The organism is Ancylobacter moscoviensis (assembly GCF_007559435.1).
GTDB lineage: Bacteria > Pseudomonadota > Alphaproteobacteria > Rhizobiales > Xanthobacteraceae > Ancylobacter > Ancylobacter moscoviensis.
Map to the genome: position 1 here is coordinate 621,130 of NZ_VMBP01000001.1, position 12,768 is coordinate 633,897.

At 70.3% G+C, this 12,768-nt stretch carries 13 protein-coding genes and 1 tRNA gene; 9 read left to right on the forward strand and 5 right to left on the reverse strand.

What is annotated here, in order from left to right; all coding sequences use genetic code 11:
• Nucleotides 1-184: 184 nt before the first annotated feature.
• A tRNA-Ala gene (locus tag FO470_RS02870) sits at nucleotides 185-260 on the reverse strand.
• A gap of 159 nt (nucleotides 261-419) precedes the next feature.
• Nucleotides 420-818, reverse strand: coding sequence for a TIGR02300 family protein (locus tag FO470_RS02875; RefSeq protein WP_144341403.1), 399 nt, complete (start codon nucleotides 816-818; stop codon nucleotides 420-422).
• A gap of 214 nt (nucleotides 819-1,032) precedes the next feature.
• Between FO470_RS02875 and aroA the strand changes: the two genes are divergently transcribed.
• The 5 genes from aroA (at nucleotide 1,033) to FO470_RS02900 (ending at nucleotide 4,749) form a co-directional block, all read left to right on the forward strand.
• Nucleotides 1,033-2,397 carry a 3-phosphoshikimate 1-carboxyvinyltransferase gene (aroA, locus tag FO470_RS02880; RefSeq protein ID WP_144341404.1) on the forward strand — a complete coding sequence of 455 codons (1,365 nt, stop codon included), beginning with the start codon at nucleotides 1,033-1,035 and terminating at the stop codon, nucleotides 2,395-2,397.
• Nucleotides 2,394-3,029: a (d)CMP kinase gene (gene cmk / locus FO470_RS02885; protein ID WP_144341405.1), complete on the forward strand. Its 636-nt coding sequence runs from the start codon at nucleotides 2,394-2,396 to the stop codon at nucleotides 3,027-3,029. The genes aroA and cmk overlap by 4 nt, the downstream gene beginning before the upstream one ends.
• 215 nt (nucleotides 3,030-3,244) lie before the next feature.
• The gene (locus FO470_RS02890; RefSeq protein ID WP_144342030.1) at nucleotides 3,245-3,637 is read left to right on the forward strand and encodes a carboxymuconolactone decarboxylase family protein; all 393 of its coding nucleotides are present in this window, start codon (nucleotides 3,245-3,247) and stop codon (nucleotides 3,635-3,637) included.
• Nucleotides 3,634-4,479 carry a precorrin-6A synthase (deacetylating) gene (gene cobF, locus FO470_RS02895; protein WP_144341406.1) on the forward strand — a complete coding sequence of 282 codons (846 nt, stop codon included), beginning with the start codon at nucleotides 3,634-3,636 and terminating at the stop codon, nucleotides 4,477-4,479. The genes FO470_RS02890 and cobF overlap by 4 nt, the downstream gene beginning before the upstream one ends.
• Before the next feature lie 36 nt (nucleotides 4,480-4,515).
• Nucleotides 4,516-4,749: a hypothetical protein gene (locus FO470_RS02900; RefSeq protein ID WP_144341407.1), complete on the forward strand. Its 234-nt coding sequence runs from the start codon at nucleotides 4,516-4,518 to the stop codon at nucleotides 4,747-4,749.
• 6 nt (nucleotides 4,750-4,755) lie between these two features.
• Here FO470_RS02900 and FO470_RS02905 read toward each other — a convergent pair whose 3' ends face one another.
• Entirely contained in the window at nucleotides 4,756-5,649 is an 894-nt protein-coding gene (locus FO470_RS02905; RefSeq protein WP_144341408.1) for a LysR family transcriptional regulator, read from the reverse strand.
• Between the two features lie 146 nt (nucleotides 5,650-5,795).
• Here FO470_RS02905 and FO470_RS02910 point away from each other — a divergent pair, with 146 nt between their 5' ends.
• Entirely contained in the window at nucleotides 5,796-6,644 is an 849-nt protein-coding gene (locus tag FO470_RS02910; RefSeq protein ID WP_144341409.1) for an SDR family oxidoreductase, read from the forward strand.
• A gap of 50 nt (nucleotides 6,645-6,694) precedes the next feature.
• Here FO470_RS02910 and FO470_RS02915 read toward each other — a convergent pair whose 3' ends face one another.
• Complete coding sequence (locus FO470_RS02915; protein ID WP_144341410.1) at nucleotides 6,695-8,260, reverse strand: EAL domain-containing protein; 1,566 nt, start codon at nucleotides 8,258-8,260, stop codon at nucleotides 6,695-6,697.
• Between the two features lie 734 nt (nucleotides 8,261-8,994).
• Between FO470_RS02915 and rpsA the strand changes: the two genes are divergently transcribed.
• The 3 genes from rpsA (at nucleotide 8,995) to FO470_RS02930 (ending at nucleotide 11,833) form a co-directional block, all read left to right on the forward strand.
• Nucleotides 8,995-10,701 carry a 30S ribosomal protein S1 gene (gene rpsA / locus FO470_RS02920; RefSeq protein ID WP_144341411.1) on the forward strand — a complete coding sequence of 569 codons (1,707 nt, stop codon included), beginning with the start codon at nucleotides 8,995-8,997 and terminating at the stop codon, nucleotides 10,699-10,701.
• Nucleotides 10,702-10,947: 246 nt separating this feature from the next.
• Entirely contained in the window at nucleotides 10,948-11,184 is a 237-nt protein-coding gene (locus tag FO470_RS02925; protein ID WP_335880575.1) for a PIN domain-containing protein, read from the forward strand.
• A gap of 133 nt (nucleotides 11,185-11,317) precedes the next feature.
• Nucleotides 11,318-11,833 carry a YqhA family protein gene (locus FO470_RS02930; protein WP_144341412.1) on the forward strand — a complete coding sequence of 172 codons (516 nt, stop codon included), beginning with the start codon at nucleotides 11,318-11,320 and terminating at the stop codon, nucleotides 11,831-11,833.
• A 90-nt stretch (nucleotides 11,834-11,923) separates the two neighbouring features.
• On the opposite strand, the gene FO470_RS02935 is transcribed toward FO470_RS02930, so the two are convergent.
• Entirely contained in the window at nucleotides 11,924-12,472 is a 549-nt protein-coding gene (locus FO470_RS02935; protein ID WP_246659487.1) for a sugar O-acetyltransferase, read from the reverse strand.
• Nucleotides 12,473-12,768 lie beyond the last annotated feature (296 nt).

Consider the following 12,768-nt stretch of genomic DNA (forward strand, 5'->3'; position numbering starts at 1 on the left):
CCGGGCATACGACAATTGGAAAGGGGCGGACGCGCATGACGAGCCGATCGTCTGTTCCGCGAGTGCCGGCGGGCACGGTCTCGATCGGCTGGCGGCGGTTCGACGCCGCGGAAGGTCACGCGAATATGAGACCGCGCCGCGAGGGCGGCGAATCGGCAGGTGCGTCGACCATCGGGGGGAGATTTGGTGGAGCCAGGCGGAATCGAACCGCCGACCTCTTGAATGCCATTCAAGCGCTCTCCCAACTGAGCTATGGCCCCACCGGGGGCGCCGGATGCGCGGGGCGCCGGAGCGCCTCGCCTTGGGTTTTCACCCGGCTGTCGCTCCGGTGCGAGCCGGAGCGGAACGGTCGTAAAGCACATGGCGGAGCGGACTGCAAGCCTCGACTTCACGTCGGGTGCGCCGTCCCCAGCGCTTTTTCAGCTTTCCTCGTCGTCCTCGAGGCCGTCGCCGATCAGATCGGACACGTCGTCGTCGCCATCCTCATCTTCTTCAAGGAAAGCGTCCTCGTCGTCGTCGTCGCTGGCGACGTCCTCGTCGATCTCCAGATCGTCGTCGACGGCGGCCGACTTGGCGTTGCCGGCGGTGGCCTCCTCGTCGGCATCCTCCAGCGAGACCAGTTCGACCTCGGTGTTCTCCTCGACCTCGGGGTCGGCCTCGACGGCGCGCGGCGCCTCGGCGCGGCCGCGCGTGACAGGAGCGGTGATCGGCACGATCTGCCCGGTATAGGGCGAGATCACCGGATCCTTGTTCAGGTCGTAGAACTTCCGCCCGGTGACGGGGCAGATGCGCTTGGTGCCTAATTCAGGTTTCACCACGGTTTCAAACCTCGGGTGGTGATGGAAAGGGTGCTCCCATTGAACTGCTCGCGATGCGGAGTCAAGCCGCATCTTGAAGGCCCGTGGCGGCGATAACGCCCTCGTGCTACGACGGGCGCCCGTCGCGGGCGCGGGAGCCCGGCTCTCCCGCCGGCGCGCGATAACCGTTCCGCAGGATCCGCGCGGCCGCGGTCCCAAAGACAAGGCTTGAGTGATGAGCAGCACCGGACATGACGCCAATCCCGTTCCCGCCCTCGCCCGCCGTTCCGCGGCGCTGAAGGGCCGGGTGCGCGTGCCGGGCGACAAGTCGGTTTCCCATCGCTCGCTCATCTTCGGCGCGCTCACCGTCGGCGAGACCCGCATTTCCGGCCTGCTGGAAGGCGAGGACGTGCTCAACACCGCCAAGGCCTGCGCCGCGCTCGGCGCCACGGTGGAGCGGCTCGGCGAGGGCGAATGGCGCGTCGAGGGCGTCGGCGTCGGCGGGCTGCGCCAGCCGGAAGGCGTGCTCGACTTCGGCAATGCCGGCACCGGCTCGCGGCTGATGATGGGCGTGGTGGCGGGCAACCCGATCACCGCTACCTTCGACGGCGACGCCAGCCTGCGCCGGCGGCCGATGCGCCGCATCCTCGATCCGCTGGAGAAGATGGGCGTGCAGGTGGTGGACGCCGCCGAGGGCGGGCGCCTGCCGCTGACGCTGAAGGGCCCGAAGGACCTGGTGCCGATCACCTATGAGAGTCCGGTCGCCTCGGCGCAGATCAAGTCCGCCGTGCTGCTCGCCGGCCTCGGCGCGCCGGGCGAAACGACGGTGATCGAGAAGGAGGCGAGCCGCGACCATACCGAGCGGATGCTGACCCATTTCGGCGCGCAGGTGACGGTGGAGCCCTATGGCGCGCATGGCCGCAAGGTCACGCTGAAGGGCCGGCCGGAGCTCAAGCCGGCTCCGATCCGTGTGCCGGCCGACCCGTCCTCCGCCGCTTTCCCGCTGGTGGCGGCGCTGATCGTGCCGGGCTCGGACGTGGTCATCGAAGGGGTGATGACCAACCCGCTGCGGACCGGATTGTTCATCACGCTCAAGGAGATGGGCGCCGACATCGTCTTCGAGAACGAGCGCGTCGAGGGCGGCGAGAGCGTCGCCGACATCCGTGTGCGGGCCTCTACGCTGAAGGGCGTGGATGTGCCGGCCGAGCGCGCGCCGTCGATGATCGACGAATATCCGGTGCTTGCCGTTGCCGCCTCTTTTGCCGTCGGCAAGACGCGCATGAACGGTCTTTCCGAATTGCGGGTCAAGGAATCCGATCGCCTGGCCGCCGTCGCCGATGGCCTCTCGGCCGCCGGCGTCAGCTATTCGATCGAGGGCGACGACCTGATCGTCGAGGGCACCGGCTCCGTTCCCGGCGGCGGCGCGGTGGCCACGCATATGGACCACCGCATCGCCATGAGCTTCCTGGTGATGGGCCTCGCCGCCGACAACCCCTTGAAAGTGGACGATATTTCCTTCATCGCCACCAGCTTTCCGAGCTTCCTGCCGCAGATGCGCGGGCTCGGCGCGGTGATCGAGGACGAGGCCGTGGCGGCATGATCATCGCGATCGACGGGCCGGCCGCCTCGGGCAAGGGCACCATCGCGCGCCGGCTCGCCGCGCATTACGGCCTGCCGCATCTCGACACCGGCCTGCTCTACCGGGCAGTCGGTGCCAAGGCCTTGGAAAACAACGTCGATTTCGACGACACGGCGGCGCTGGCGGGGATCGCGGCGGCGCTCGACCTCGCCGCGCTCGACGCCGAGGCGCTGAAGGCCGGCCCGGTGGGGGAAGCGGCCTCGAAGGTGGCGGCGGTGCCGGAGGTGCGCGCCAAGCTGTTGAAGCTGCAGCAGGATTTCGCCCACCAGCCGGGCGGCGCGGTGCTCGACGGGCGCGATATCGGCACCGTCATCGCCCCCGATGCCGAGGTGAAGCTCTTCGTCACCGCCACGCCGGAAGCCCGCGCCGAGCGGCGCTTCAACGAGCTGCTGAAGCGCGGCGAAGAGGTGACGCCGGCCGCCGTGCTGGAGGATATCCGCCGGCGCGACGCGCGCGATTCCGGCCGCTCCAGCGCCCCGCTGGTGCAGGCGCCGGACGCGCAAGTGCTTGATAATACAGGGCTCGACGTCGAGGGAAGCTGGCAGGCGGCACTGGCGCTGGCCGAGCGGGCCCGCGCCGCGGCGGGGCTGTGAGGGCGAACGCGGCAGCGGGGCGGCAGGTGGCGATGGCGGCAGGTAGCAAGAGTAGCGGGACGGGTAGCAAAATCCGTAGCAAAGAGGGTAGCAAGCGGCGTGAAAAGAGTAGCATCCGCCCTGCTACCGGTAGCACCCGTAGCGGGGGTAGCACCCCCGGCGATGTGACCGGCGGCGCGGCCGGCGAGGGGCCGGATTCGCGCCTCGCGCGCGGCATGGTGCGGCTCTCGCAGATCACCGGCCGCTCCGGCGAGGAGGTGATGGCCGCGCTCGGCGAGGTCGCCCCGGATTTCGCCCGCTACATCTTCGAGTTCGGCTATGGCGACGTCTATTCCCGCCCGGGGCTCGATCTGCGCACCCGCATGCTCGCCACCGTGGCCGGCCTCGTGGCGCTGGGCCATGCCGAGCGCGAGCTGACCGTGCATATCGGCTCGGCGCTGAATGTCGGGGCGACGCGGGAGGAGGTGGTGGAGGTCATCATGCAGATGGCGCTCTATGCCGGCTTCCCGGCGGCGCTCGACGCGCTGCTGATCGCCAAGAAGGTGTTCGCCGCGCGCGATGCGGCCCCGCCCGCCGCTCCGCCCCCCGCCGCCCCGCCCGCGCCATGACGCGGCGGCTGCTGGTCATCGGCATCGGCGCGGGGGCGCCGGGCCATCTCACGCTGCAGGCGATCGAGGCGATCAACCGCGCCGAGGTGTTCTTTGTCTTCGACAAGGGCGAGGCGTCGTCCGAGCTGGTGGAGGCGCGCGAGGCGATCCTCGCCGCGCACCGGCGCGCGCCCTGGCGGCTGGCCTGGACGCAGAGCCCCAAGCGCCGGGCCGAGGCGCGCGTGCACCTCGACGGCCGGGACGCCGCCGCGCCCGGTCCGGCGGCGGAATACCGCGCCGGCGTCGCGCACTGGCACGCGGAACGCGCCGCCCGCCTCGCCGCGCGGATCGAGGCGGAGCTGCCCGAGAACGGGGTGGGCGCGATGCTCGTGTGGGGCGATCCCGCGCTCTACGATTCCACCCTGCGCATCCTCGCCGGCGTGCGCGCCGTGCTGGCGCTGGACGTGGAGGTGATCCCCGGCCTTTCCGCCGTGCAGGCGCTGACCAGTGCGCACGGGCTGGTGCTGAACGAGGTGGGGGAGAAGGTGACCTTCACCACCGGGCGGCGCGTGCTGAAGGATTTTTCGCACGAGGGCACCCTGGTCGTCATGCTCGATGACGGCACGGGGCTGGAGGCGCTGATCGCCCGCGAAGCGGAGGAAACCGCCGCCGGCGCCCCGCCGCTCGCCATCTGGTGGGGCGCCTATCTCGGCATGAAGGACGAGCTTCTGATGTCGGGCCCGCTCGCGGAAGTGGGGCCGGAAATCCTGCGCCGCCGCGCCGAAGCCCGTGAGAAGCGCGGGTGGATCATGGATGTGTGGCTGGTGAGGGGGGCTTTGGCGCCGGCTGTCACGGGCGCATAATCGCCCGGCGCGTTGGCCGACCTCGAAGAGGGAATCATGCCCGACCTCGCATTGCCGGCTTTATCTGTTCAGGCTTCCGGTCGCGCCGGACCGGAACCCACCTCCACCCATCCCGAAGAAATGAAAGCCGTCTACGACGTGCGGGTCGGGAAATGGGTGACGCTGCAGGGCAGCGCGCGGATCACGCCGGCGGGGGCGGTGTGCACGGGAATCGCCGTTGCGGCGATCCTGCTCGCCACCGCCGCGCTGGTGCGTGCGGCGCGGCGCTGAGTTCCCTCACCCCTCCCCCGCAAAGGCCAGAAACGCCTCGACCTTCGCCGGGGTGTGGCGGCGGGTGCGGTGGTAGGCGTAGAGCGGGAAGCGCTCGTCGGACCAGTCGGGCAGGACCTGCACGAGGCGGCCGCTTTCCAGCCAGGGCGCCAGGCCGAGCGCGAAGCTCTGGAACAGGCCCTGCCCGGCCTCGCAGGCGGCGAGCGCCGTCGAGGGATCGTCCGTCACCAGCCGGCCGCGCACCTCCACCTGCACGATCTCGGTCCCGCGATGGAACTCCCAGGCGAAGGGTCGGCCTGATTGCGGATCGCGGAATAGCAACGCCTCGTGGCGGGCCACCTCGTCCGGCGTGCGCGGGGCGCCGTGGCGGGCGAGATAGGACGGCGCGGCGCAGGTGACGATGCGCGTCTCCAGGATCTTGCGCACCGCCAGCTTGCCCGGCGCCGGCGGGCCGAAGCGCAGGGCGAGATCGACGCCGCCGGCCATCATCTCCTCGCGGTGATTGCTCGCCATCAGCTCGACGAACAGCTCGGGATGGCGTGCGGTGAGCTCCGGCAGGCGCGGGGCCAGCACCACGCGGGCGAACCACGGATCGGCGCTCAGCCGCAGCCGCCCGCGCACCGCCGCCCGCGCGCCGGCCACCTCCTCCGCCGCCTCCTCGATGCCGGCGAGCAGCGGCGCCACCTCGGCATGGAAGCGCCGGCCCTCCTCGGTGAGGGTGACGGCGCGCGGCGTGCGGTGGAAGAGCCGCGCGCCGACCTGCCGCTCCAGCCGCGCGATCGCCCGGCTGACGCCCGAGGGGGTGAGGCGCACGCTCTCGGCGGCGCGGTTGAAGGTGCCGCTCTCCACCACCGCCATCATCACGCCGATGCCGGAGAGAAGCCGCGCGTCGAAGGCCATGATGACTCCTGATCATTTTTATCAGGATAAGGATGCGCTGGAAGCATCATACCGGCAAGACCAGCATGGGCCATCGCAACACCGGCGCGACGCCGGGGGGGCTCCGCAAGGAGCGCCTCACGAGGAGCGCCGCAGGAGAGAGAGCCATGACCGAGCATCCGACGACCGATCATCTCACGACCAGTATTTCGACGACCGGAAATCCCGGGGCGGGCACGCCCGCGACCCAACTCCTCGCGCCGCAGCCTCTTGCGCCCGCGGCCCCCGCCCTCACCCTTGCCGGCGCCCGCATCGTGGTGCTGGGCGGCAGCTCCGGCATCGGCCTGAAGGTGGCCGAGGGCGCGGCGGCGGAGGGGGCGCGCGTCGTCGTCGTCTCCTCCAACGGCGCCCGGGTGCGCGCGGCGGTGGAGACGCTGCCGGCGGGCAGCGAGGGCCGCACGGCCGACCTTTCCGAGGAGGCGGCGGTGGCCGGCCTGTTCGCCGGGCTCGGCGCCTTCGACCATCTCGTCTACACCGCCGGCGAGGCGCTTTCGCTCAGCCCGCTGGACGGGCTCGACATCGCGCAAGCCCGGCGCTTCTTCGGCCTGCGCTACTGGGGGGCGCTGACGGCGGCCAAGCATGCGCGGGCGCATCTGTGGCCGGGCGGGTCGATTGTCTTCACCTCCGGCACGGCGAGCGCGCGGCCGAAGGCCGGCTGGGCGGTGCCCGCCAGCATCTGCGGCGCCATGGAGGGGCTGACGCGGGCGCTGGCCTTCGAGCTGGCGCCGCGGCGGGTGCGGGTCAACGCCGTCGCGCCGGGGGTGGTGCGCACGCCGCTGTGGCGGGGCATGTCGCCGCAAGAGCAGGAGGCGCTGTTCGCCGGCGAGGCGGCGCGGCTGCCGGTCGGGCGGGTGGCGGGGCCGGAGGAGATCGCGCTCGGCTATCTCTACCTGATGCGCCAGCCCTATGTGACCGGCCAGACGCTGACCGTCGACGGCGGCGAGGCGCTCGCCTGAGCCGGACGGCCGCCCCGGCGACATCGCCGCCCGCAATATCGTTGCCCGCCCTATTCCGCCGCCAGCGTGATGACGTTGGAGGGGGAGCCGTGGGCGGCGCGGTTGTGCCGGCAGAAGGCGATGAACTCCTCCGCCGGCAGCGCCCGCGCGAACAGCCAGCCCTGCGCGAACTCCACCTTGTGGCGGCGCAGATAGGCGGCCTGGGCGTGGGTCTCCACCCCCTCGGCGACGATGCGCAGCTTCAGCGCCCGCGCCATGGCGATGATGTGGTCGGTGACGTGCCGGGTCGGCGCCTCGGTGCCGATGACGTCGATGAAGGACTTGTCGATCTTCAGCGCGTCGACCGGCAGGCGCTCGAGATATTTCAGGCCGGAATAGCCGGTGCCGAAATCGTCGATCGCCGTCATGTGGCCGCGCCGGTGCAGCTCGGCGAGGGTGGCGCGGGCGCGCTCGATGTCGACGAAGCTGCGCTCGGTCGCCTCCAGCCAGATCTGCTGCGGCTCGATGCCGGTGCCGGCGAGCCGGCGCTCCAGCACCGGCAGGATGCGCCCGGAATTGAGGTCGGCGGCGCACAGGTTGATGGCGATGTGCATGAGCCGGTCGCGGCGCAGCAGGTCGCCGAGATCGGCGACGATGCCCTCGATCACCCGGTCGGTGAGGGGATGGATGAGGCCGGTGTCCTCCGCCAGCGGGATGAACAGGTCGGGCCGGATGATCTGCCCGTCCGGCCGCCGCCAGCGCACCAGCGCCTCGGCGCCGACGCAGCGGCCGGTGGCGAGCTCGACGATCGGCTGGTAATGGGCGATGAACTCGCGGTTGCGCACCGCCTGCGCCAGTTCCCCGCGCGGCGACAGCCGCCGGCGCGACAGCCAGACGGCGAGCCCCGCCACCAGGGCGGCGAGAAACAGCGCGATCGGCGCCAGCGCGTATTTCGCCGCGTCGAGATGGTCGAGGAAGCTCTGGCGCGGCCGGGTGGCGACGACGCTCCAGCCATTCGCCTCGCGCCGCACGACGAGGTGGTCCTCGTCGGCCGGGGCGGCCGCCGGGCGCAGATAGGCCGGCGCCGTCTGTACCGGCGTGCCGCCGGGCGCGAAGATCTCGATCCGGGTCTGCGGATGGCCGAGCGGGGCGGCGAAGCGGGTCTGGTCGACCATCGCGGTGTGGCCGCGCAGGCCGAGCACCATCATCAGCCGGCGCGGGTTGAAGTCGGAGGAGAAGTTCACCCCGAGCCGGATGCCGCCCGGCATCGACACCTCCGCCGGCGGGTGCGTGAAGGGTGTTTCGGCGAGGCCCCAGACGTTGCACTGCACGGTGCCGCCGCCGACATAGCTGAGATTGTCGGTGGCGAGCGAATTGACCGTGAGGTCGCGCAGGCGCCGGATGTGGCGCGGCGAGCAGGGCTCGAAATCGGTGGAGGCGATGGACTGGAGCGTGCGCTCGGCGTCGGCGTAGATATCCAGCGTGTTGCCGAGGACCCGATCGGCGGTGCGCCCGAGGCGCTCCTCGTCGGCCGCCGTCGCCATCCGCCACGACAGGACGAGCGTCGCCGCGAGCGGCACGGCGGTGCCGATCACGGCCAGAAGCGCGGCGATGCCTATGACACGCCAGTGACGCACGCAGGGGGTCTCCCTTCGCGGCGTACCGTTCCCGGCGGGCCCGGCAACGCCTTGGACGAGTCGCGGGACGGCGCCCGAGACGCCCTCCCGTCGGCCTAACGCACGTTGATGGGAAACGTTACCACAACTGTGGGAGGAACACTCCCCCCGATACCGGCGGGGCGCACACGCGTGCGCGCCTGTCTCCGAGCGCTGCCCCGAGCGCTGCCCCGAGCCTTGCCATCCTTGAGTTCCTGGGTTATGGCAACGCCGTCCGGGCGCCCTATATGATGGGCGGACGACGGGTGGGCCGGCGATGCGGGATGCGCGTCGCCGCGAGCGTGGAGGCAAGCCCGCCCTCGCCGTGCATCGGCGCCGGTGCCGCAGGGTTACGCCGCAGGCCTCTCAGAGGCCGCGTGCCGGCGTTCCACAAGCGGCCCGACGACACCGTGGCGTATCGTCCGTTCCGCCTTGCAGAACAAGGCGCTGGCGGGAAGGGCGGCCGGTGCCGGATTCCAGATGATTTTCGACCGTTCCGGCGCGATGGCCCGGTTCGGATCATGTACCGCGTTTCCCCGGTCCCGCCGCGTCGAGGCACTGCCCCGCCGCGCGGAGCCGGGTTTCACGTTCCCGACGTCGCGGCCAATGCGCCGGGCTTCGCGAGAGGTTGCACCGGGAAGAGCCAGGTCCCGGTGCCCGCGACGGATGGAACGATCCCCAACCCCGTGCCGGCGCATTGGCGACCAGGAGCATAAATGTCCGCTACTCAATCCCTCAGCGCCGCGCGTGACGATTTCGCCGCGATGCTCGAAGAGAGCTTCAATCAGGCCGAGCCCGCCGAGGGCACGGTGGTCAAGGGCACGGTCGTCGCGATCGAGAAGGACCTCGCGATCATCGACATCGGCCTGAAGACCGAGGGCCGCGTGGCCCTGCGCGAATTCGCCGGTCCCGGCCGCGACCAGACCATCACGGTCGGCGACGAGGTCGAGGTCTATCTCGAGCGCGTCGAGAATGCGCTCGGCGAAGCCGTCCTGTCGCGCGACAAGGCCCGCCGCGAAGAGAGCTGGGTCCGCCTCGAGAAGGCGTTCAACGCCCAGGAGAAGGTCACCGGCGTGATCTTCAACCAGGTGAAGGGCGGCTTCACCGTCGACCTCGACGGCGCCGTGGCCTTCCTGCCGCGCAGCCAGGTCGACATCCGCCCGATCCGCGACGTCGCCCCGCTGATGCACAACCCGCAGCCGTTCCAGATCCTCAAGATGGACCGTCGCCGCGGCAACATCGTGGTCTCGCGCCGCACGGTTCTCGAAGAGACCCGCGCCGAGCAGCGTCACGAGCTGGTGCAGAACCTCGAAGAGGGTCAGGTCATCGACGGCGTGGTCAAGAACATCACCGACTACGGTGCGTTCGTCGACCTCGGCGGCATTGACGGCCTGCTGCACGTCACCGACATCGCCTGGCGCCGCGTGAACCACCCGACCGAGGTGCTGAACATCGGCCAGACGGTCAAGGTGAAGATCATCAAGATCAACCACGAGACCCACCGCATCTCGCTCGGCATGAAGCAGCTGCTCGGCGATCCGTGGGAGGGCATCGAGGCCAAGTACCCGGTCAACGCCCGCTTCAAGGGCCGCGTGACCAACATCACCGACTACGGCGCGTTCGTCGAGCTGGAGCCGGGGATCGAGGGCCTGATCCACGTCTCCGAGATGAGCTGGACCAAGAAGAACGTCCACCCCGGCAAGATCGTCGCCACTTCGCAGGAAGTGGAAGTCGCGATCCTCGAGGTGGATCCGGTCAAGCGCCGCATCTCGCTGGGCCTCAAGCAGACCCTGCAGAACCCGTGGGAAGCCTTCGCCGAGAAGTATCCGGCCGGCTCGACCGTCGAGGGCGAGGTCAAGAACAAGACCGAGTTCGGTCTGTTCCTGGGTCTCGACGGCGACGTCGACGGCATGGTCCACCTCTCGGACCTCGACTGGAACCGTCCGGGCGAGCAGGTCATCGACGAGTTCAAGAAGGGCGACGTGATCAAGGCGGTCGTTCTCGACGTGGACGTCGAGAAGGAGCGCATCTCGCTCGGCGTGAAGCAGCTCGGCGGCGACCCCTTCCAGGATTCGGGCGAGCTCAAGAAGGGCTCGATCGTGACCTGCGAAGTGATCGACGTGAAGGAAGGCGGCGTCGACGTGAAGATCGCCGGCACCGACATGACCACCTTCGTCAAGCGCTCGGAACTGGCCCGCGACCGCGGCGACCAGCGCCCGGACCGCTTCGCGGTCGGCGAGAAGTTCGACGCCCGCGTCACCCTGTTCGACCGCAAGGCGCGCAAGGTGCAGGTCTCGATCAAGGCGCTCGAGATCGCCGAGGAGAAGGAAGCCGTGGCGCAGTTCGGCTCGCAGGATTCGGGCGCTTCGCTCGGCGACATCCTCGGCGCCGCCCTGAAGAAGGCTTCCGAGAAGGCCGAGTGAGGGTTTCCACCCTCACCGCCTGACCGGTGAACAAGACGACGGCCGGCGTGGCGACACGCCGGCCGTTTTTGTTTCGCCCATCGTCTCCGACCTCTCGGATCTTGCCTCCGGCGAGCCCAAGGGCAGGGCCCGCGCAGCCGAAGGCTGATCCAGGATGACGAGGTAGGGGACGAGCGACGGGAAAGAAGCCAGACGCCGTCATCCCCGGGCCGGGCCCGGGGATCCACGCCTCCGCTGCTGGCGGCGATCCTCGCCGATTTCGGCGACCGCGTGCTGCCGATGGATGCGGCGGTGGCGCTGCGGCTCACGCAGCTTGCGGAGGCGGCGCGCCCGCAGGTGGTCGAGCTGGCCGACCTGATCATCGCCGCGACCGCCTCGGTCCATGGGCTCACGGTGCTGACGCGCAACATCCGCCCTTTCACGCCGACCGGCGTCGATGCGCGTGACCCGCCGGCCACGCTGCCGGACGACGTTGGTCCCTGAGCCGCGCCCTGTTTGAAGCCGTCATGCGGCTCCGGTAGCATCACGCCTCCCGCCCCGCCCCCAGGAGGCTTTCCATGCTCCCCATCCCTGCCCTCGACCGCCGGCGCCTTCGGGCCTTCGGGGAGTGATGAGCATGCCGGGCACGTTCGGCCGTTTCATCGTGCGTCTCGTGCTGCTCAGCCGCTGGGCGATGGTGCCGTTGTTCATCGGCCTTGCGCTCGGGCTCGTGTTGCTCGTCGTCGCCTTCGCCATGCGGCTGTGGAGCTTCGCCCTCCAGCTCACCGCGATGAGCGAGACGGCGGTGATCATGGAGCTGCTGACGCTGCTCGACCTCGTGCTGGTCGGCGGGCTGATGGTGATCGTGATCCAGTCCGGCTACGAGAATTTCGTCGAGCGGATCGACCGGCGGCAGGCGCCGGAATCGCCGGCCTGGATGACGCGGATCAGCTTCGCCGGGCTGAAGCTCAAGCTGTTCGCCTCGCTGATGGCGATCTCCGCCATCACCCTGCTCAAGGCGCTGATGCGGCTGGAGACTGATGTGAGCGAGACGCAGGTGCGCTGGCTGATGGCGGCGAGCGTGCTGTTCCTCGCCGCCTATGCGGTGCTCGCCTTCACCGACCGCTTCGCCCGCACCGGCGAGGACGATTAGAGCGTTTCAGGGTTTAGCGGAAACGCTCGAAATCTCCGAGCTGGCGTCTTTTCTTCACGCGAGCCGGTGCCCGCTTCGCTCGAAAATACTCTAGCCCTCCCGCGGCGCGACCACCCGCGCGGGATTGCCGACGACGGTGGCGCCGGCGGGGACGTCGCGCGTCACCACCGCGCCGGCGCCGACCAGCGCGTCGTCGCCGATGGTCACGCCCGGCAGGATGATCGCCTTGCCGCCGATCCAGACATTGCGGCCGATATGGACGGGCCGGCCATATTCCAGGCCCGAGCGGCGGACCTCCGGGTCGCGCGGGTGGTCGGCGGTGTAGATGTGCACGCCGGGGCCGATCTCGGTGCCGTCGCCGATGGTGACGCGCGCCACGTCGAGCACCACGCAGTCGAAATTCAGGAAGACGCCGCTGCCGAGGTGGATGTTGAAGCCGTAGTCGCAGTGGAAGGGCGGGCGGATGCCGGTGCGCTCGCCCGCTGAGCCCAGCCCCTCGCGCACCAGCACCCGGCGCTCGTCGCGCGAGAGGGTGAGCGAGGCGTTGAAGCGGGCGAGCCAGGCGAAATTGGCGGCCTGCGCGGCCTGGATCTCCGGGTCGCCGGGCCGGTAAAGCTCGCCGGCCAGCATCTTCTGCATCTCGGTGCGGGAGGAGGAAGGGGTGTCGGGCAAGGCAGGCCTCGTCGAGGATGTCGCGGGGGCATTCTGCATCGGTCAAGCCGGATGGACCAAGCCGGATGGGTCAAGCCGGGCGGCGGCGCAAAACACGTTGGGTTTCGGGCTTGATAGGTGCGGCGGGTCTCCGGCTCTCGTCATCCGGGACGGCCGAAGACGGATCCGGGATGACGGCTTGAGACAGAGGAACGTCAGGCCGGGCTTGGCCCGGCCATCGACGCCCTGGCGAGGGGCGAGGGGAAGTCCTGGATGCCCGGCGC